This is a genomic window from Brevibacterium sp. HMSC063G07, assembly GCF_001810665.1.
Lineage (GTDB): Bacteria > Actinomycetota > Actinomycetes > Actinomycetales > Brevibacteriaceae > Brevibacterium.
The window spans coordinates 343,492-363,103 of sequence record NZ_KV802360.1; the positions used below are offsets into that span (position 1 = coordinate 343,492).

The following is a 19,612-nucleotide window of genomic DNA, read 5'->3' on the forward strand; positions in this document are numbered from 1 at the left end:
CACGTCAGAGCCCGTGCGATGTTGACGGCTAAACTTTTCGGTGTGAAGGTCTTGGTTTTGGGTTCGGGCGCCCGCGAACACGCCCTTGTCACCGGTTTGGCCGCCGATCCCGGAGTTCACGCGCTCTTCGCAGCGCCCGGCAATCCGGGTATGGCACAGGAATGTGAGATCCGCGGCGTAGAACTGACCGACCCTCAGGCGGTTGTCGCACTTGCCCACGAGCTTGCGGCAGACCTCGTGGTGATCGGCCCCGAGGCTCCCCTGGTTGCCGGTGTCGGCGATGCGCTGCGGGAAGCGGGGATCGCAGTCTTCGGCCCGGATGCCGCTGCGGCAGAGCTTGAAGGCTCGAAGGCCTTTGCCAAGGAGATCATGGAAGCTGCGGGAGTTCCCACATCGCAGTCGGTTGCCGCGGCCTCACTTACCGAATGCGAAGAAGCATTTGACCGATTCGGTGCCCCTCACGTGGTCAAAGCCGACGGTCTGGCCGCCGGCAAGGGTGTTGTCGTCACATCTGACAGGGACGAAGCTCTGGCCCACGCCCGCGCGTGTCTTGCCGAAGCGGACCGCGTTGTCATCGAGGACTTCCTCGACGGGCCCGAGGTGTCGCTGTTCGTGCTGTGCGACGGCACCACCACGGCTCCGCTGGCCCCGGCGCAGGACTTCAAGCGGGCACTGGACGACGATGAGGGCCCCAACACCGGCGGCATGGGCGCCTACACTCCCCTGCCGTGGGCTCCCGCGGGGCTGGTCGACGACGTCATTGCGCAGGTCGCACAGCCGGTTGTCGATGAAATGGCCCGCCGCGGAATGCCCTTTGTGGGCCTGCTGTACTGCGGGCTGGCGCTGACGAAGAACGGCATTGAGGTCATCGAGTTCAACGCCCGGTTCGGCGATCCGGAAACCCAGGCTGTTCTGCAGCGGCTGACAAGCCCTCTGGGCACTGTGCTGCACGCCGCGGCAACCGGTCGGCTGGCACAGCTGCCGCCGCTTGAATGGGCCGACAAGGCGGCCGTCACGGTTGTCATGGCCGCGCAGAACTACCCGGCCAGCCCCGCCAAGGGCGATGTCATCACCGGCATCGACCAGGCCAACGCACTGGAAGACGTGCACGTGTTCCACGCTGGAACGTCAACGACTGAAAGCGGCGAGCTTGCAACCAGCGGCGGACGCGTTCTGTCGGTGACCGCACTCGGTGCCGATCTTGCCGACGCGCGCAGCCGCGCCTACGAGGCCGTTGACCTTATTGAGTGGCGCGGCGAGCACCATCGCACCGACATTGCCCAGGCCGCGGCAGAAAACCGCATCACGATCCCGCAGGGAGGAAGCCGATGACAGGCCACCAGGTTGAGGCAGTCGCCGTTCCGGGCTGGAAGCACGTCTACTCCGGCAAGGTCCGCGACCTCTACGTGCCCGAAAGCGCCGAGTCGATTGAGGTCGCCCCGTCACTGCTCATGGTCGCATCCGATCGCATCTCCGCCTACGACTTCGTACTGGAATCGGAGATCCCCCACAAGGGCGCCGTCCTCACCGGGCTGTCCGCCTGGTGGTTCGACCAGCTGGGGGACATCGTCGGCAACCACGTGGTGAGCGCCGATGTGCCCGCTGAGGTTGCCGGGCGCGGACTCATCTGCGAACCGCTCACCATGTTCCCCATCGAGTGCGTGGCACGGGGCTACCTGACCGGATCGGGGCTGGCCGACTACCAGCGAACCGGAGCTGTCTGCGGAGTGGCGCTGCCCGAAGGGCTCGGCGAATCCGATCGTCTTGCCGATCCGATCTACACGCCCGCGGCAAAAGCCGAGGTCGGCCAACACGACGAAAACATCACCTTCGAGAAGTCAGCCGACATGCTCGGCGAAGCTGATGCACAGGCTCTCCGGGAGCTCACGCTCAAGGTGTATGCGCGGGCTGAGGAAATCGCCCGCGAGCGCGGCATCATCCTGGCTGACACGAAGTTCGAGTTCGGCCGCAACGGTGCCGGTGACATTGTGCTGGGAGACGAGGTGCTCACCCCGGACTCCTCGCGCTTCTGGGACGCACACGACTATCAGCCGGGCAGATCGCAGGCGAGTTTCGACAAGCAATTCGTCCGCGACTGGCTGACCAGCCCCGCATCGGGCTGGGACAAGAACAGCGGACAGCAGCCCCCACAGCTGCCCCAGGACATCATCGAAAAGACCTCGGCACGCTACATCGAGGCCTTCGAAAGGATCACGGGCGACCCCTTCCCAGAGCGCTCGACCACCGTGTGACCGCACCGGCCGGAAAGTGGGCCTGACGGCCTACGGGGCCCGGGTCCAACACCTGGTGAGGCGGCTGCGCGGCTCATCGTAAGTGCCTTCGTACGTTGTTAAGATGATGGCGCCGTCATCACCGGAGCGAACGAAGGAGCGCAGGTGGCACGTTACATCGTCGAGGTCATGCCGAAACCCGAGATCCTCGATCCCCAGGGCAAAGCCATCGGGGCGGGACTCGATCGTCTGGGATTCTCCGGTTTCGCGGTTCGCCAGGGCAAGCGCTTTGAGCTTGAGCACGACGGCGAACCCACGGACGAAGTCCTCGAACAGGTGAAGAAGGCAGCCGAAACGCTGCTGGCCAACACCATCATCGAAGACGTTGTCGGCGTCTACCCCGCTGAGGACGGCAACAAGTGACCGCCACCCGCACCGCCTACACCGACGGCGGACCACTTATCGGAGCCCAGCGCTCAACCACGGTGCTCGAGGGGGCCCAGAACGTGCGCATCGGCATTGTCACGTTCCCCGGCACCCTCGACGACCGCGACGCCGCTCGGGCCGTCACGCTCTCGGGAGCACAGGCCGTGAGCCTGTGGCACGCGGATGCAGACCTCAAGAGCGTCGACGCTGTGATTCTGCCGGGCGGCTTCAGCTACGGCGATTACCTGCGCTGCGGCGCTATCGCCCGCTTTGCTCCCGTCATGGAGTCCGTGACCGCCGCAGCCGAGGACGGCATGCCCGTCCTGGGCATCTGCAACGGCTTCCAGGTTCTGTGCGAAGCCGGACTGCTGCCCGGAGCTCTCGTGCGCAACTCCGCCCAGCAGTTCATCTGCAAGGACCAGGAACTCGAAATCGTCAACGCCGACACCGCCTGGACCCGCGACTACGAAGCCGGCGAAAAGATCATCATCCCGCTGAAGAACGGCGAAGGCTCCTTCCAGGCTCCCGCTGAAACCCTCCGGGAGCTCGAAGCGGACGGCCAGGTGCTCGCCCGCTACGTGGGCGCCAACCCCAACGGATCAATCGACCTCATCGCGGGTGTGACCAACAAGCGCGGCAACGTCGCAGGACTCATGCCCCACCCCGAACACGCTGTCGAAGCCGGCTTCGGCCCCGATTCCGCTTCCGGCATGCGCCAGGGCGTCGACGGTCAGGGGTTCTTCACGTCCGTGCTGCGCACAGTTTTGGAGAAATGAGTTCATGAGCGAAATGGATACCCTGCTGCGACAGGCTGCTTTCGGATCGGTCGAAGCCCAAAGGACCTTTGAATCTCTTCTGGCCCAGACCAATGGCGAATGGGAAGTCGACCTGCAGCGCGGGCACATTGTGTTCGGCGATCAGCTGCACGCCGACGTCCATCTTCTGGGTTCCACCGACACTGTGTCCGGAACCTGGCGGTGGGCGTGGTCGGAGCTCAGCGACTTCTCCGGTCCCGTTGTCGAACTGGCCAACGCAGTGCGCGACTACGGTCAGAGCGAGGGGATCAACGACCTCACGCTCGATGAGTTCAAAGCAGGTGATGACGACGCCCTCGGCCTGGTGATCGCCGCCAAGCGGATCACGGGCCACTGGGTGCACTACCCGCTGAAAACCGGCACGATGACCGTCTGGACTCTGCTGGACGTGCACGGACTGGGCGAGCTCGGACCGACCATCCGCTCCGTCGTCAAAGCGCTGGCTGCCGGTGTGAAGTCAGGAAGCATCACCGGTCACAGGCAGGCGCTGCTTGACTATGCGGCGCTGCGCGGCTTTGCTGTCGCTCCCCTGGAGGGCACCAGCCTGCGGATCCTGCTGACCGACGGTTCAGCTGACATCGACTTCGACAAACACTCCCGCCTGACCAGCTGCCAAGTTCACGCACCGCTGGCTGGCGAAGCTGAGGCGCAGTTCACCGCCGCGCAGCCGGTTGCACCGCAGTCGGTGCCGATCGAAGTCGACTTCAGCGTGCTTGAACAAGTCGATGAAGAACCGCGTGCCGAAGAGGCCACCCCCGCCCCGGGCGAACACTACTCGGGCGTCGGCGAAGTCAGCGAACCAACACCTGCACCCACGGAACCCGAAGAGGCCGAGGCGCCGCAGGCTCCCGATTCAACCGAGGCTCCTGAAGCCGCAGAGGCTCCCGAAAAGCAGGAAGCGCCTTCGGAGTCGGCAGAGGAAGACACATCGGAACCCGAGCCCAAAACCGAGAGCCCGGCACCGGTCGAAGACCAGCCCAAGAAGAAAAAGGGATTCTTCGAAAGGCTGTTCGGCCGATGACGAGGACGGAAGCGGCCTTACCGGCTGCTGCTATTGCGGCTCTGCTGCGCTGACGGGTCGCACCCGCGAGCCCCCTTTGTGTCTGGGGTCACTTTGCGCCGGTAGGGTGTCGGCATGACCGAAGAAGCTCACTCCCCCGCATACATCCCCACCCTCACGTCACTTCTCGATGCGCCGCGCACCACTGGTCTGAGCTGTCGCCGTGACGGCGGTCCCCTGTTGGCCTCCGTACAATCGCTGGACGGCACGGGGCGCTCCTACGCCACGCATCTGGCTGAGCTCGCCGGTGATAAGAACACCGATTACGCGACCCCACGGCGTTTGACCCGCGGAGCAGCTTCGATCGGTGCGACAGATATCGCCGACGACGGCTCGGTGTTCTTCACCGCCAAGCGTGCCGGTGATGACGGCGAAGAACCCGGCGACGCCGCACTGTTTCTGCTTCCGGCCCGCGGTGAGGCGCGTCGCATTGCCACACGCCCCGGCGGTTTCGGCCAGGTCGTCTGTCGCCCCGGTGTGCTTGTGGCACAGCTGGCAGTGCACTCGCAGGCGAACAGCGAAGAAGAACACGCTGAGCTTGCCAAGAAGCGCTCAGACGCGAAAGTCTCCGGCATCCTGCACGCTGAGTTCCCCACCCGCCGCTGGGATTCCGACCTCGGGCCGAGTGTGAACCGACTGGCGGTGGCACAGCTGCCGCAGGATTTGGGGAAGCTGAGCTCCACCTCGGACGATTTTGCGCTCAAGCGCGACGGCGACGGCCTTCCGCCGCTTCTGGACTTCACATACCCGCAGATGCCGGACGGCACTCTCATCGCGTGGGAGGTTTCCGCCGACGGCGCGTGGGCGCTGGTGACAGTGCGGCGGACACTCATAGACCACATCGACCAGGTGAGCATCCACCGGGTCGACCTGACCGGCGAACACGCGCCCCAGCAGCTGCTGACGTCCCAGCCCACGGACGCGCGCTGGCTGGGTGCGCTCAGCCCGGATGATTCGCGCGTAGTCATTGAACACGTCGCCGAATGGATGCCCAATCAGGATTTGGACCCTCAGACCTACGTCCACTCCGTTGACAGGGCTGGCGGGTTGACCGGTGAGCAGCGCCTGTGGCCGGAGTTCGACCAGTGGTTTGACACTGTGTGGCTCGATGACAGCACGCTTGTGGCCGCATCCGATGACCACGGCCGCGGTTCCGTGTGGATCGGTGGTCTGAACGATTCGGCCCCGCGCAGGCTGGCTGGCGGTCCGGGGCAGAAGTACACCTACTCCGGGCTTGCCGTACACGACGGCCGCGTGGTGGCTCTGCGCTCTGCCATTGACTGCCCACCGCAGCCGGTGGCAATCGACCCGACCAGCGGTGAGGTCACCGAACTTGCCAATCCGACCGGAGCGGTCAAGGTGCCGGGTCGGCTTGACGAGGTCACTGCGACTGCTGAGGACAGCACCGAGATTCGCGCCTGGCTGTCGCTGCCGGAAGGCGACGGCCCACACCCGCTTGTTGTGTTTGCACACGGTGGTCCGTGGGGATCGTGGAATGCGTGGACCTACAGGTGGAACCCGGCACCGTTTGTGGCTGCCGGCTTTGCGGTGCTCCTGCCGGATCCCGCGATTTCCACCGGCTACGGCCAGAACATGATTGCCCGCGGTCAGCAGCAGCTGGGCGGCACACCTTTCACCGACATCATGGCTTTGACCGACGCGACCGAAAAGCGCGCTGACATCGACTCTGTGCGCACGGCTTTTGCCGGTGGGTCCTACGGCGGCTATATGACCAACTGGGTTGCTGGGCACACGGGTTCGCGCTTTAAGTGCGCTGTCACCCACGCGTCCCTGTGGAACACGGAATCCATGGGCCGGACAACCGACAATTCTTCGTGGAACGACGCGATGGCCGGTCAGTCGCGGGAGTACTCACCGCACCTGTACGCTGCCGACATCGAAATCCCCATGCTCGTCATCCACGGCGACAAGGACTACCGGGTGCCCATCGGCCAGGGTCAGGAACTGTGGTTTGACCTGCTGCGCAAGACGAAGACCCCAGCTGGGCCGGACGGGCTGACGCAGCATCGCTTCCTGTACTTCCCCGACGAGGGCCACTGGATTTTGGGCCGCGGCAATGCGGAGGTCTGGTACCGCACATTCATCGACTTCCTGCGCCACCACGTGCTGGGCGAAGAAACCCAGACGGCAGCGGAACTTGGCTAGGACAGACTCGCCGGGTCATGGCCGACTGCTGCGGCCGGGTGTGCTGTTCACGTACACCTGGCCGCCGCTGCTCGCGGCAATCGGCAGCGTCGTCTTAGGAGTAACCGACTCGCTGTTGATAGCGCACTATTCGACATCGGCACTGGCCGGTGTGGCTCTGGGTGCGGCACTGTATGAACTGCCCATCAACGCGCTGCTCGGCGCACTCATGGCCTACCGTATTTTGGCCCCTCGTCAGCCACAGGGTGACGATGGCGGCCTGGAAACAGGTGGTTTGGCAATCGCCCTGAAGCGAGTTCTGCCGTTTGCCGCCCTGCTCTCATGCGCTGGCGTGGCCGCGTCCGCCTGGGGCTTTTTCACGCTCAGCGACGCCACATGGTCGGCGGCTCTGTCATACAGTGCGGGCCGCGCACCGTCCCTCGTCACAGAAATCGCCGGGGCAACCATGGCGATTGCTCTTGTGGCTTGGGGTCGGACGAGCGTCCCACTGATCGCCTTTTTGATTTCCGGTCCTGCAAACCTTCTGCTGGACGCAGTGCTCATCTACGGTCTCGGCCCTGCACCGGAGCTCGGGGCCTTCGGAGCTGGTATTGGGAGCACCATCAGCACAATCCTGCCGCTGTTTTTCCTCGCGGGCCTCATCGCAAGACACCGCACACAGAACAAACCGAGCGCCGAAGTCCGCAGGAGCTATGCCGAGTGGCCAAAGCTCGCCTGGCCTGCAGTGGGCTCCGCGGTCGTGGACTACGGCGGAAATGTTGTCTTCACGCTGATTCTCGCCGCCTCGGGCACAGCCGCACTGGCGGGAATGCGCTTTGGCGTGCAGGCCCATCTGCTCGCATTCATCTTTGTATCCAGTGTGTCGTCCGCAGCCCTGTACATCCTCGGCAAGGTCTATGCGGAAGACCCGAACACCATCCGAGGCGGAGCGAGGGAAGTGCGCAGAACGTTCTTCTTGATCGGAGCTGCTGTCGGCTTTCTCGTGCTGCTGGGTGGATTTGCTGCCGCACCGTTTTCGTCACCTGATTCCGATGTCGTCTCCGCCGTCCGTCTCTCGACTGCTGTCGTCGCGCTGCTGTGCCCCATCGCGGGATTGACGTACGGCAATGTCACTCTGCTGCGGCTGTTCGGGATGACGAACCGCGAGTTCGTCAGCAATGCGCTGGGTGTGTGGTGCGCGCAGATTCCCCTGGCCCTGCTTTTCGTTCTGCTGGCAGACGGAGTGCTTCCCTTTTTCGGCCTTTTAGCCTACTGGGCCCTTCGCTGTGCGGTGAGCCACCGCCAGGTGACACGGCATGTACTCGCGCGCAGCCTGTAAGGCAGCCAACCCGCTTGTTACTGTGAAAACGATGACAACCGCTATCGAAGGAGCATCGTGAAAACTGCACGCCTACTCACCGCTCTCAGCGTTTCCGCTGTCATGCTGTTCACCGGCTGCAGCGGAGGAAGCGGGGGCACCACTGAAGCGAACAAGGATCGCGACTGGGGCGACTGCACGCCCGCGGAAAACTCCAAACCGCTCGACGGCGTTGAAAGCGCAGAAGACGAAGACAAATCCGTGACCGTCGCCGCGTTCAACGGTTGGGATGAAACGATCGCGACCGCGCACCTGGCCAAATATCTTCTGGAGAAGAACTACGACTACTCGGTCGAAGTCAAGATGTTCGATCTGGCCCCCGGCTTTGTCGCCACCGCCAACGGTGATGTCGACTGGATGTCATCGTCAATGCTGCCGGTCACCCACGCAAAGTACATCGAGGAATACCAGGACAAACTCGAAGACCAAGGATGCTGGTACGACCAGGCCCAGAACGTCGTGGCCGTCAACGAAGATGCCCCGATCACCAAACTCAGCGAGCTGAAGGACCACAAGGACGACTTCAGCGGCGAGATCGTCGGCATCGAAAAGGGCTCAGGCCTCATGGGCGCAATGGAAAAAGACGTCATCCCAGAATACGGCCTGGAAAACTTCAAGCTCATCTCATCGTCGACCCCGGCAATGCTCGCAGCTTTGAGCAAGGCTGAGAACAGCGGCGACAACATCGCCGTCACTCTGTGGCACCCGCACTGGGCGTACGACGAGTTCAACATCCGCGACCTCGAAGACGACCTCGGTGCCTTCGGCGACCCAGACTTCCTCTACTCGTTCTCACGTGTCGGCTTTACGGATGAACACCCGCAGGCAGCGCAGGCCCTGAAGAATCTGGCGCTGACCCCAGAACGTCTGGAGGGCCTGGAGAAGGTCATGGCCAAAGACTACGACGGCAAAGAACCGCAGAAAGCCGTCGATGAATGGGCTCAGGACAACCAGGACTTCTTCGACGAATGGCAGGGCGGCGGCCTCAGCGCAGACAGCTGATTTCCGCCGCATAACGTCATCTTCACTTCACGGCCCGTCATACACCCGTCATGTATGACGGGCCGTGAAACTGTGTGACCGCTTAAGCTCCCCACGAGGCAGGGCTCTGGAAGCCTCACAGCTATGACTGGACTGCACACACCCCTTTCGCCGCTGAGCTTCCTTGAGCGCAGCGCCCGCGTCTACCCCAACCGCACAGCCGTCATCGACGGCGAAACCGCACGCACATTCGCCGAGTTCGCCGCCGATGCCCAACACCGCGCACAGCTGCTGGCCGACCTCGGCATCCGCCCTGGCGACCGCGTGGCCTACATGGCGCCGAACACCCTCGAAATGGCAACCGCTCAGTTCGCGGTGCCGCTGGCCGGTGCTGTCCTCGTCCCGCTGAACATCCGCCTGACCAGCGCAGAAATCCACTTCATCCTCGAACACTCCGGCGCAAGGGTCTTCGTCATTGACGCCGAATACATCCCGGTTGTCCAACCGCTGATCGGCCAGCTCACAACCGTCGCGACCATCGCCGTCGACCGCACTGCCGACCCCGCCGCACACCTGCCTGAAGGCTTCGTCGACCTTGCGGACCTCCTAGCCCAGACCCAGCAGCCGGGAGCAGACCAGACCGGGCAGGCACCTCGTGAGTTTCAGTGGGCGCCCCACAGCGAACTCGACCCGCTGGGCATCAACTACACATCCGGCACAACAGGCAATCCCAAGGGCGTCATCGTCACCCACCGTCAGGCGTACACAAACGCCATCAACCAGGTGATCCACTCCCGCTTCGACACCGACAGCGTCTACCTGTGGACCCTGCCGATCTTCCACTGCAACGGCTGGTGCGGCGTGTGGGCGCTCATCGCAGCCGGCAGCACCCAGGTGTGCCTGCGGGCAGTGCGCGGACCGAAGATCTGGGAGCTCATCGACCGCCACCGGGTCACACATTTCAACGGCGCACCGACCGTCGTGCGCACTGTGCTGGCCACCGACGAAGCCCACCGGCTGAACTACACACTGCGCGTCACCTGCGGCGGAGCGCCTCTGGACCCGCGCACGCTGGCCGATGTCGAAGCCCTCGGATTCTCCGTCACCCACTCCTTCGGCATGACCGAAACAGCCGGTCCTTACACGATCGCCTACGAACAGGACGAGTGGAAGGACCTCCCTGCTGAGACCCGGGCGGCTCTGCTGGCCAGGCAGGGTGTGGGGCAGATCGGCTCCAGCGAACTGCGCGTTGTTCAGCGCGAACCCGACAGCGATGGCCTTCTTGTCGATGTGCCCGCCGACGGAGCGACAATCGGCGAGGTCGTGGTGCGCGGCAACACCGTCATGGCCGGCTACTACCGCAACCCCGAAGCCACCGCGAAGGCCTTTGCAGGTGGCTGGCTGCACACCGGGGACCTCGGCGTTATGCACGCAGACGGCTACGTCGAACTGAAGGACCGCGCAAAGGACATCATCATCTCCGGCGGCGAGAACATTTCGACCATCGAAGTCGAGCACGCCCTGGGCGCGCACCCGCTGGTGGCCGAAGCCGCCGTTGTCGGAGTGCCCGACCCCAAGTGGGGCGAACGCCCGCGCGCCTACGTCGTCACCCGCGAAGGCGCAGAGCTTGAGGACGATGTGCTCACAGCACACCTGCGAGCCCGCCTTGCCGGTTTCAAAGTTCCGCGCGAATACCGCTACGTGGCTGAACTGCCCAAAACATCAACGGGCAAAATCAGCAAGGTCCAGCTGCGGGAGGGCTGAAACGCCGCGCCCAACAGCGCCGCCGACTACACGGCAAGCTCAGCAGCCGCACGGCAGGCTCAGCCGCCCCGCCCTCACATGCCGACTGACACGCAGCTGCCGCACGTGGGGTGCAGGCCCGCGCGGGTGCACGCTTCGCAGCGCAGGAACTGCTGGCGGCAGCTTTCATTGGCGCAGTTGACGAATTCCGGGGTGCGTTTGCCGCACTCCAAGCACGAGCCCAGAGACTCCGCACCGGAGCCGAACTCCATGTGCATGCGCTTGTCGAACACGTACAGCGAACCGTCCCACAGGCCTGAATTGCCGTAGGTTTCGCCGTAGCGGACAATCCCGCCGTCCAGCTGGTAGACCTCGTTGAAGCCGCGGTTCTTCATGAGCACCGACAGCACTTCGCAGCGGATGCCGCCGGTGCAGTAGGTCACCACCGGGCGGTCCTTATATTCGTCATATTTGCCGGATTCGATTTCGTCAATGAAGTCCCGCGTGGTCTCGACATCCGGCACGATCGCACCGCGGAAGCGCCCGATTTCGGCTTCCATTGCGTTGCGTCCGTCAAAGAACACGACGTCGTCACCGCGTTCGTCCATGAGCTTGTGCAGGGCACCCGGTTTGAGGTGCTCTCCCCCGCCGATCACACCGTCGGCATCGACCTTGATTTCATCCGGCGCAGTGAAGGTGACAAGCTCGGGCCGGACTTTGACCGACAGGCGCGGGAAGTCGTCACCGTGGCCGGTTGACCATTTGATGTCGGCCTTTTTGAACGGTTCGTAGCTCTTGGTGATGCGCACGTACTTTTTGACGTCGTCGATGTCCCCGCCGAGCGTTGCGTTGATCCCGTCTTTGGAGATGATGACGCGGCCTTTCAGCCCGCACCCTTCGGCGAGCGCGTGCTGCCACAGGCGCACGGCTTCCGGGTCAGCAAGAGGGGTGAATACGTAGAAGAGGACGATTTTCTGCACCGACATAGTCTCAATTGTATTGAGCACCCCAACTGCCGAAGCGCCGGTCACTGCCCGCGGCCCCGCTCTCCAGAGGCTGGACGCACCGGTTCCCGTCAGCTGTTTCGTCGCATGAGAGCCGTATGAGACCTGTGCCACAATGCGCGTATGGACGTTTTCTTCAAGCGAGGCGGCGCGCACAGCTTCACGGCCACACAGCACACCTCGGGAGCGTGGAACCCGAAAGAGCAGCACATTTCCCCTGCTCTGGGGCTCATCACCCACATCATCGAATCTGACGCGCAGGCTCGCGGGCAGGAGCACCTGCAGATTTCGCGGATCAGCTTCGACATCTACGGCGTGGTGCCGATTGCAGCCTTTGACTACAGCGTCGAGGTGCTGCGGCCGGGCCGGACCATCGAACTGGTCGAGGTGCTGCTCACCTATGACGGGCGGGTCATTGTGCGGGCTCGTGCCTGGCTGACTCTCGAGGCGGAGACCGCTCCTCTTGCCGCCTCGCCTTTTCCGGAGCTCACCCCGCTTGCGGACATGGAGTGCTTTTCCGGTTCGAGCGTGTGGCCGGGTGACTACATTGCCACTCTGCGGGCTTACCGGCACCAGTTCGAGCCGGGGCGTGCGCACTTCTGGCTGGCTTCCACGGCCGATCTCGCCGATGAGCCCACCTCGCAGTTCGCCAAGTCTGCTGCCCTGTTCGATACCGCCAACGGAATGTCAGTCCGCGAAGATCCGCGGAAGGTCGCATATCCCAATGTCGAGCTGACCGTCACGTACATTCGCAAACCCCACGCCCCCGTACCGGGAATCACGCCGCAGCCGGTCCCCCAAGACCCTGTCGGTCTGCCCTGGCAGGCCGGGGATGTCAGCGTCAGCTTCGGACCCAGCGGCATCGGCTTAACCCACACTGTGTGGCATGACGCCTACGGCCCGTTTGCCGTCGTCACACAGTCCCTGACAGTCCGGCCGATCAGCTGAGCGGCACCTCGTCATCTTCGGACAGCAACCCGGTTCAGCCCCCTCGGCCACATGCCCCACGAAGGCACCCGCGCGGTAGGATGACCACGTCAATCCCCGTCATCCCGCGCACCCGGATCCGCGCAAGCAGCGCACCAACGAGAGGACGTCGACAGGCATGTCATCCACGAACCCCTCCGCCGACAAAAAGGTCAAGGAGACCGTCGAATACGCGGCCGCCAACCCGGATGTCGAACAGGACTGGGCGTCACTCGGTCTGAAGGAAAACGAGTACGACGCGATCCGCGAAGTCCTCGGGCGCCGTCCCACCTCGGCAGAGCTGGCCATGTACTCCGTCATGTGGTCCGAGCACTGCTCCTATAAGTCCTCCAAGGTGCACCTGCGCAAGTTCGGCGAATACCTCACCGAAGACATGAAGAAGCACATGCTCGTGCCGATCGGCGAAAACGCCGGTGTTGTCGACATCGGGCAGGACTGGGCTGTCACGTTCAAAGTCGAATCCCACAATTCGCCGACCATGGTCGAGCCCTACCAGGGTGCCGCCACGGGTGTCGGCGGCATTGTCCGCGACATCATCTCCATGGGTGCGCGCCCGGTTGCCGTCATGGACCAGCTGCGCTTCGGCGCGATCGACCACCCGGACACCGCCCGCGTGTGCCACGGAGCCGTGGCCGGCATCGGCGGCTACGCCAATTCGCTCGGCCTGCCGAACATCGGCGGCGAAACCGTCTTCGACCCCGCCTACCAGGGCAATCCGCTGGTCAACGCGCTGGCCGTCGGAATCATGAAGCACGATGACATCCACCTGGCGAATGCCTCCGGTGCAGGCAACAAGGTTGTTCTGTTCGGTGCGCGCACCGGCGGCGACGGCATCGGCGGTGCCTCCATCCTGTCTTCCGAAAGCTTCGAAGAGGGCTCTGAATCCAAGCGCCCCGCCGTGCAGGTGGGCGACCCGTTCAGCGAAAAGGTGCTCATCGAGTGCTGCTTGGAGCTGTTTGCAGCCGACACCGTGGAGGGCATCCAGGACCTCGGCGCGGCCGGTATTTCCTGCGCGACCTCGGAACTGGCCTCCAACGGCGACGGCGGCATGCACATCGCACTGGACGACGTCCTGCTGCGCGACCCCACGCTGACCCCCGAAGAGATCCTCATGTCGGAATCTCAGGAGCGCATGATGGCAGTTGTGCGGCCTGAAAAGCTCGACGAGTTCATGGAGATCGTGGGCAAGTGGGAAGTCGAAACTTCGGTTCTCGGCGAAGTCACCGACACCGGCCGCCTGGTCATCGAATGGCACGGCGATGTCATTGTCGACGTTCCCCCGCGCTCCGTCGCCCACGACGGCCCGGTCTACGAACGCCCCTACAGCGAACCGTCCTGGCAGGCTGAAACGCAGGCCAACACGGTCGACGCCGCAGGACTGGCCCGCCCCGAAGGCGGCGATGAACTGCGCCAGACCCTGCTGGACCTCGTGGCCTCACCCAACCTGTGCTCGAAGGAATGGGTCACCAACCAGTACGACCGCTACGTGCAGGGCAACACCGCTCTGGCCTTCCCCGACGACGCCGGTGTTATCCGCGTCGACGAGGAAACGGGCCTGGGCATTGCACTGGCGACCGACGCCAACGGCCGCTACACCTACCTGGACCCGGCAACCGGCGCCCAGCTGGCACTGGCCGAGGCCTACCGCAACGTCGCCACCACCGGTGCGCGGCCAATGGCGGTGACCGACTGCCTCAACTTCGGTTCGCCGGAAGACCCCGCAATCATGTGGCAGCTGGCCACCGCAATCGAAGGTCTCGCCCAGGGCTGCCAGGCTCTCGGCGTTCCCGTCACCGGCGGCAATGTGTCGCTGTACAACCAGACCGGCGACACCGCGATTCTGCCCACCCCGGTTGTCGGAGTCATGGGCGTTTTCGACGATGTCACCCGCGCCACCCCGTCGGGCTTCACGGGTGCTGGCCACGCCATCTACCTGCTGGGCGAAACAGAAGAGGACTTCGGCGGTTCGGCGTGGGCGGATGTCGCGCACGGCCACCTGGGCGGTCTGCCGCCTAAGTTCAAGCCCGAAGCTGAACGCGAACTCGGCGAAATCCTCATCAACGCCAGCCGTGACGGCATGATCGACACCGCGCACGACCTCTCCGAGGGCGGCCTGGCGATCGCCGTGGCCGAAGCGGTCATGCGCTTCGGCATGGGTGCGCGCATCTGGCTGGACGAAGTCATCAAGCGCGACGGCGTGGACCTGTTCACCGCGCTGTTCTCCGAAACCGCAGCGCGTGCAATCGTCGCCGTGCCGCGTTCGGAAGAAGTGCGCTTCACCGATATGTGCACCGCCCGGAACTTCCCGCACGTGCGCATCGGCATGACTGATGCTGGAGAAGACAACCGGGCGAGCCTCGAAGTGGTCGACCAGTTCACCATCGGCCTGCAGGAGCTCCTGGAAACCTCCAAGGGCACCATGCTGAAGCACTTCGGCTGACCGTAAGCCAACTTACGAGGTGCCGCTCACCTGACAGGTGAGCGGCACCTCGTTGTCTGTGCGCCGGGAAGGGCGGTGGGCGCGGCTGGGGTTCGGCGGGGAGGCCGGATGGAATGTCCGAGGGTGCCGATAGTGTTGACCATGAGAGAACTCAGACGACTAAGGAGGGTCCATGAGCTCGAACTACGCGGTGACAAACCCGGCCGACGGCCAGGTCACAGCCGAATACGACACCATCTCCGACGCCCAGCTGAGCCAGGCGCTCGACACAGCGGTCGAAGCCCAAAGGCAGTGGGCTGCGCGTCCCATAGAAGAACGCGCAGCCATTGTGAAGAAAGCCGCCCAGCTGTTCGACGAACGCGCTGACGAACTCGGCCACATCATCGGAAAGGAAATGGGCAAGCGCCACTCAGAAGGCGCAGAAGAAGCCCAGTTCTCCGCTGAAATCCTCAACTACTACGCGGACAACGGCGCAGAGTTCTCAGCGGACAAGAAGCTCGACACCCCCGGCGGCACCGCTGTGCTGCAGAGTCGGCCCATTGGGGTTCTGCTGGGCATTATGCCGTGGAACTTCCCGTACTACCAGGTGGCCCGCTTCGCTGCACCGAACCTGGTGCTGGGCAACGGCATTGTGCTCAAGCACGCCGAGATCTGCCCCGAATCCGCGCAGGTCATCGAAGACATCTTCCGCGAGGCCGGTCTGCCCGAGGGCGTGTACACCAACGTCCGGGCATCTCACGACCAGATTGCCGAAGTCATTGCCGATAGCCGCATTGCCGGTGTATCGCTGACCGGTTCGGAACGCGCCGGCGCCATTGTGTCGGAGCAGGCGGGCAAGGCTCTGAAGAAGGCCGTGCTCGAACTCGGCGGTTCCGACCCGTACGTCATCCTCGACACCGAGGACGTCAAGAAGGCAGCGCAGGACGCCTTCGCCACCCGTATGTACAACACGGGCCAGGCGTGTGACTCCAATAAGCGCCTGATCGTCATGGACGACGTCTACGAAGAATTCGTCGACGAACTGGTCCGCCTGGCCGCAGACATGAAGCCCGGCGACTACACGAGCGACGATCCCACGGTCTACCAACCGCTGTCCTCGCGCCGCGCGGCCGAAAACCTCGCAAAGCAGATGGAGCAGCTGAAGGAGGCCGGAGCCACCATCCGCACCGGCGGCGAACTCGCCGACGGCCCCGGCGCCCACTTCAGCCCCGCCGTCGTAACGGACGTTCCGGTGGGCTCAGATGTCTACTACGAAGAGCTGTTCGGCCCGGTGCTCGTTGTGTACCGCGTCAGCTCTGACGAAGAGGCCCTGGAACTTGCCAATGATTCTCGCTTCGGGCTCGGCGGCACCGTGTTCAGCACCGACACCGCGCGGGCCGAAGCGCTGGGCAGCCGCCTGCACGTGGGCATGGCCAAGGTCAACTCCTACGACACCGATTCGGCCGCTCTGCCCTTCGGCGGTGTGAAGAACTCCGGCTACGGACGTGAGCTCGGCCCCGTGGGCATGGACGAATTCGTCAACAAGCGCCTGTTCTACACCAAGGAGGACTGAATGAGCATGGACTACAAGGTCGTCAACCCCGCTACGGGCGCGACCGTCGAAACGTTCCCCGCCATCACCGACGACGAACTCGAAGCGGTTCTCGCCAAAGCAGAAAAAGCCCAGCGCGCATGGGCTGAGCTCGACATGAGCGAACGGTCGAAGATCGTCAGCCGGGTTGCCGACCTCTACGATGAGCGCGCCGAAGAACTCGCCGACATCATCGGCGTCGAAATGGGCAAGCGCCGTTCGGAGGCCGTTGGCGAAGCCCAGTTCTGCAGCCGCATCTACCGCTACTACGCCGACAACGCTGCAGAATTCACCAAGGATGTCCCACTGGATGCACCCGGCGGCAAGGCTGTTATGCAGCACCGGCCGGTCGGCACCATTCTGGGCATCATGCCGTGGAACTTCCCGTACTACCAGGTGGCCCGCTTCGCAGCGCCTAACCTCATGCTCGGCAACGCGATTGTGCTCAAGCACGCCGAAATCTGCGCAAAGTCTGCCGGTGTGATGGAAGAGATCATGCTGGAAGCAGGCGTGCCCGAAGGCGTATTCCAGAACATCTACGCCAAGCACGACCAGATTTCGAAGGTCATTGCCGACGACCGCATCGCCGGTGTATCGCTGACCGGCTCCGAACGCGCCGGTGCCGCAATTTCGGCGCAGGCGGGCAAGGCCCTGAAGAAGGCCGTGCTCGAACTCGGCGGTTCTGACCCGTACATCGTGCTGGACTCCTCCGACGTCAAGGCCTCGGCTCAGCTTGCCTACAAGACTCGCCTGTTCAACACCGGCCAGGCGTGCAACTCCAACAAGCGGATCATCGTCATGGACGACATGTACGAAGAGTTCGTCGACGAACTGGTCCGCCTGGCATCTGAGGCCACCCCCGGCGACTACACGAGCGAAGACCCGAGCGTCTACATGCCGCTGTCTTCGCGTGCGGCAGCGGAGAACCTCTACGACCAGATTCTCCGGGCCAAAGACGCAGGCGCCACCATCCGCACCGGCGGGCAGATCTCCGACGAGGGCGCCTATGTGTCGCCCACTGTCATCACCGACATCCCGGTGGGTTCGGACATCTACTACGAAGAGTTCTTCGGTCCGGTGCTCGTGGCCTACCCGGTTTCATCTGACGAAGAGGCCCTGGAACTTGCCAACAACACCCAGTTCGGCCTGGGCGGCACAGTATTCAGCGAAGACGTCGAACGCGCCCAGAAGGTCTCTGACCGGCTGGAAGTCGGCATGGCTTCGGTCAACATCCCCAAGGCCGGTGGAGAACACCTGCCGTTCGGCGGTGTGAAGCGCTCCGGCTACGGCCGTGAACTCGGACCGGTCGGCATGGACGAATTCGTCAACAAGCGCCTGTACTACGTGGCTGACTGACACAAGCCGTGCTCAGCTGAGCACAGCCAATCCAGCCAAGCGGCGCCTCGTCATTTTCTGGCGGGGCGCCGCTTGTGTTACGCGAATGTTCCAAAATGCGTCAACGCCCCAGCACGCATGTTCGCCCGTTCATATGATGAAAAAAATTTCTTCAAGGAAGGAGCACCATGACCATTCGCGTTTCCCACGCCGGCTCGCTGCCGCGCACCGACAAGCTCATTGCCGCCAACGCCGCACGCTTTGACGACTCCATCGACAAGGAAGAATTCGGCCAGCTGCTGACCGATTCCGTGGTTGACATCGTCAAGCGCCAAAACGACATCGGCATCACCGAAGTCAACGACGGCGAATACGGCCACGCAATGGCCGCCGAAAGGGACTACGGCGCCTGGTGGCACTACTCCTTTGAACGCACTTCGGGCTTGGAGCTGCAGGAAGTGCACTTCCACAACGCTCCCCCGGTGCGTTCCGAACCGGGCAAGGTCGTGCTGACCAGCTTCCCCGACCGCCGTGACCGCCACCTGTTCCCCGGCGTGTACGGCGACGCGGAAGCTTCTGGCGCTGACACCGGCCAGCAGCAGCAGTTCCCAGTGGCCGTAGAGCCGGTGCGCTACGTCGGCCAGGAGCTCATCCAGCGTGACATCCAGAACCTCAAACAGGCCTGCGAGGCAGCCGGAATCGACCCGTCGACCGCCTACATCAACTCACTGGGCCCGAGTTCCGCAGCACGCATCCAGAACGGCTACTACGACAGCGACGAAGAGTTCATCTGGGCCATGGCCGATGTCTTCCGCGAAGAGTACCTGGCGATTGCCGAAGCCGGTTTCATCATCCAGATCGACGACCCTTCCATCGCTGAGAACTGGGACCAGATCAACCCCGCACCCAGCTTCGAAGAGTACCGCGAGTTCACGCGCCCGCGCATCGAAGCGCTCAACCACGCTCTGCGCGGCATCGACCCGCAGCAGGTGCGCTTCCACACCTGTTGGGGCTCCTGGCACGGCCCCCACGTGACCGACCTTCCGTTTGAGGAAATCGTCGACGACGTGCTGAGCATCAACGCCGCAGGCATTACCTTCGAGGCTGCGAACGTCCGCCACGAACACGAATGGCGCATCTGGGAAGACACTAAACTGCCCGACGGCAAGTACATCATTCCCGGCATCGTGTCGCACTCGACGAACATCGTGGAACACCCGCAGCTGGTCGCAGACCGCATTGAGCGCTTTGCCCGCCTGGTAGGCCCGGAGAACGTCGTCGCATCCACCGACTGCGGTCTGGGTGGGCGCATCCACCCCGAGATCGCCTGGGCGAAACTCGAAAGCCTCGCACAGGGCGCTGAAATCGCCTCCAAGCGCCTGGGCAGCTGACCCAAATCAGCTGCGCTCACCAAACATCGGCACGCAGCCAAGCGGCGCCTCGTCATTCATCTGACGAGGCGCCGCTTGCCTTTTCCCTAACCGCCCCTCACCCGCG

15 protein-coding genes are annotated in these 19,612 nt (G+C 63.7%); 14 read left to right on the top strand and 1 reads right to left on the bottom strand.

Features of this window, described 5'->3' with window-relative positions; genetic code table 11:
- Positions 1-42: 42 nt before the first annotated feature.
- The 9 genes from purD (at position 43) to HMPREF2757_RS08125 (ending at position 10,800) form a co-directional block, all read left to right on the top strand.
- Positions 43-1,332 (top strand): phosphoribosylamine--glycine ligase, encoded by a 1,290-nt coding sequence (purD, locus tag HMPREF2757_RS08085; protein WP_070575360.1) that lies wholly within the window; start codon positions 43-45, stop codon positions 1,330-1,332.
- Positions 1,329-2,252: a phosphoribosylaminoimidazolesuccinocarboxamide synthase gene (locus HMPREF2757_RS08090; RefSeq protein ID WP_070575097.1), complete on the top strand. Its 924-nt coding sequence runs from the start codon at positions 1,329-1,331 to the stop codon at positions 2,250-2,252. The genes purD and HMPREF2757_RS08090 overlap by 4 nt, the downstream gene beginning before the upstream one ends.
- Positions 2,253-2,396: 144 nt before the next feature.
- The gene (gene purS / locus HMPREF2757_RS08095; RefSeq protein WP_070575100.1) at positions 2,397-2,654 is read left to right on the top strand and encodes a phosphoribosylformylglycinamidine synthase subunit PurS; all 258 of its coding nucleotides are present in this window, start codon (positions 2,397-2,399) and stop codon (positions 2,652-2,654) included.
- Positions 2,655-2,692: 38 nt separating this feature from the next.
- Positions 2,693-3,433, top strand: a complete 741-nt coding sequence (purQ, locus tag HMPREF2757_RS08100) for a phosphoribosylformylglycinamidine synthase subunit PurQ (protein ID WP_070575363.1) — start codon at positions 2,693-2,695, stop codon at positions 3,431-3,433.
- Positions 3,434-3,437: 4 nt separating this feature from the next.
- The gene (locus HMPREF2757_RS08105) at positions 3,438-4,493 is read left to right on the top strand and encodes a DUF6882 domain-containing protein (RefSeq protein WP_070575103.1); all 1,056 of its coding nucleotides are present in this window, start codon (positions 3,438-3,440) and stop codon (positions 4,491-4,493) included.
- Between the two features lie 114 nt (positions 4,494-4,607).
- Entirely contained in the window at positions 4,608-6,698 is a 2,091-nt protein-coding gene (locus HMPREF2757_RS08110) for an alpha/beta hydrolase family protein (protein ID WP_070575106.1), read from the top strand.
- On the top strand, positions 6,691-8,016 hold the full coding sequence (locus tag HMPREF2757_RS08115; protein ID WP_141750225.1) for a hypothetical protein: 1,326 nt from the start codon (positions 6,691-6,693) through the stop codon (positions 8,014-8,016). Before HMPREF2757_RS08110 ends, HMPREF2757_RS08115 begins: the two co-directional genes overlap by 8 nt.
- A gap of 57 nt (positions 8,017-8,073) precedes the next feature.
- A complete protein-coding gene (locus HMPREF2757_RS08120; protein ID WP_083304183.1) occupies positions 8,074-9,057 on the top strand; it encodes a glycine betaine ABC transporter substrate-binding protein in 984 nt (327 codons plus the stop codon).
- Positions 9,058-9,180: 123 nt separating this feature from the next.
- Complete coding sequence (locus tag HMPREF2757_RS08125) at positions 9,181-10,800, top strand: long-chain-fatty-acid--CoA ligase (RefSeq protein WP_070575113.1); 1,620 nt, start codon at positions 9,181-9,183, stop codon at positions 10,798-10,800.
- A gap of 74 nt (positions 10,801-10,874) precedes the next feature.
- Here HMPREF2757_RS08125 and HMPREF2757_RS08130 read toward each other — a convergent pair whose 3' ends face one another.
- Positions 10,875-11,765, bottom strand: coding sequence for an oxygen-dependent tRNA uridine(34) hydroxylase TrhO (locus tag HMPREF2757_RS08130; protein ID WP_070575366.1), 891 nt, complete (start codon positions 11,763-11,765; stop codon positions 10,875-10,877).
- A gap of 141 nt (positions 11,766-11,906) precedes the next feature.
- Here HMPREF2757_RS08130 and HMPREF2757_RS08135 point away from each other — a divergent pair, with 141 nt between their 5' ends.
- The 5 genes from HMPREF2757_RS08135 (at position 11,907) to HMPREF2757_RS08155 (ending at position 19,506) form a co-directional block, all read left to right on the top strand.
- On the top strand, positions 11,907-12,731 hold the full coding sequence (locus HMPREF2757_RS08135) for an acyl-CoA thioesterase domain-containing protein (protein WP_070575115.1): 825 nt from the start codon (positions 11,907-11,909) through the stop codon (positions 12,729-12,731).
- A gap of 157 nt (positions 12,732-12,888) precedes the next feature.
- On the top strand, positions 12,889-15,210 hold the full coding sequence (purL, locus tag HMPREF2757_RS08140; protein ID WP_070575118.1) for a phosphoribosylformylglycinamidine synthase subunit PurL: 2,322 nt from the start codon (positions 12,889-12,891) through the stop codon (positions 15,208-15,210).
- A gap of 172 nt (positions 15,211-15,382) precedes the next feature.
- Positions 15,383-16,762 (top strand): NAD-dependent succinate-semialdehyde dehydrogenase, encoded by a 1,380-nt coding sequence (locus HMPREF2757_RS08145; RefSeq protein ID WP_070575121.1) that lies wholly within the window; start codon positions 15,383-15,385, stop codon positions 16,760-16,762.
- On the top strand, positions 16,763-18,136 hold the full coding sequence (locus tag HMPREF2757_RS08150) for an NAD-dependent succinate-semialdehyde dehydrogenase (RefSeq protein ID WP_070575124.1): 1,374 nt from the start codon (positions 16,763-16,765) through the stop codon (positions 18,134-18,136).
- A 167-nt stretch (positions 18,137-18,303) separates the two neighbouring features.
- Entirely contained in the window at positions 18,304-19,506 is a 1,203-nt protein-coding gene (locus HMPREF2757_RS08155; RefSeq protein ID WP_070575127.1) for a cobalamin-independent methionine synthase II family protein, read from the top strand.
- The last annotated feature ends 106 nt before the right edge of the window (positions 19,507-19,612 follow it).

Coding starts and splice junctions, on each gene's coding strand:
- HMPREF2757_RS08155 (WP_070575127.1), top strand. CDS start 18,304: ATGACCATTCGCGTTTCCCACGCCGGCTCGCTGCCGCGCACCGACAAG.
- HMPREF2757_RS08145 (WP_070575121.1), top strand. CDS start 15,383: ATGAGCTCGAACTACGCGGTGACAAACCCGGCCGACGGCCAGGTCACA.
- purL (WP_070575118.1), top strand. CDS start 12,889: ATGTCATCCACGAACCCCTCCGCCGACAAAAAGGTCAAGGAGACCGTC.
- HMPREF2757_RS08150 (WP_070575124.1), top strand. CDS start 16,763: ATGAGCATGGACTACAAGGTCGTCAACCCCGCTACGGGCGCGACCGTC.
- HMPREF2757_RS08125 (WP_070575113.1), top strand. CDS start 9,181: ATGACTGGACTGCACACACCCCTTTCGCCGCTGAGCTTCCTTGAGCGC.
- HMPREF2757_RS08130 (WP_070575366.1), bottom strand. CDS start 11,765: ATGTCGGTGCAGAAAATCGTCCTCTTCTACGTATTCACCCCTCTTGCT.
- HMPREF2757_RS08090 (WP_070575097.1), top strand. CDS start 1,329: ATGACAGGCCACCAGGTTGAGGCAGTCGCCGTTCCGGGCTGGAAGCAC.
- HMPREF2757_RS08110 (WP_070575106.1), top strand. CDS start 4,608: ATGACCGAAGAAGCTCACTCCCCCGCATACATCCCCACCCTCACGTCA.
- HMPREF2757_RS08105 (WP_070575103.1), top strand. CDS start 3,438: ATGAGCGAAATGGATACCCTGCTGCGACAGGCTGCTTTCGGATCGGTC.
- HMPREF2757_RS08135 (WP_070575115.1), top strand. CDS start 11,907: ATGGACGTTTTCTTCAAGCGAGGCGGCGCGCACAGCTTCACGGCCACA.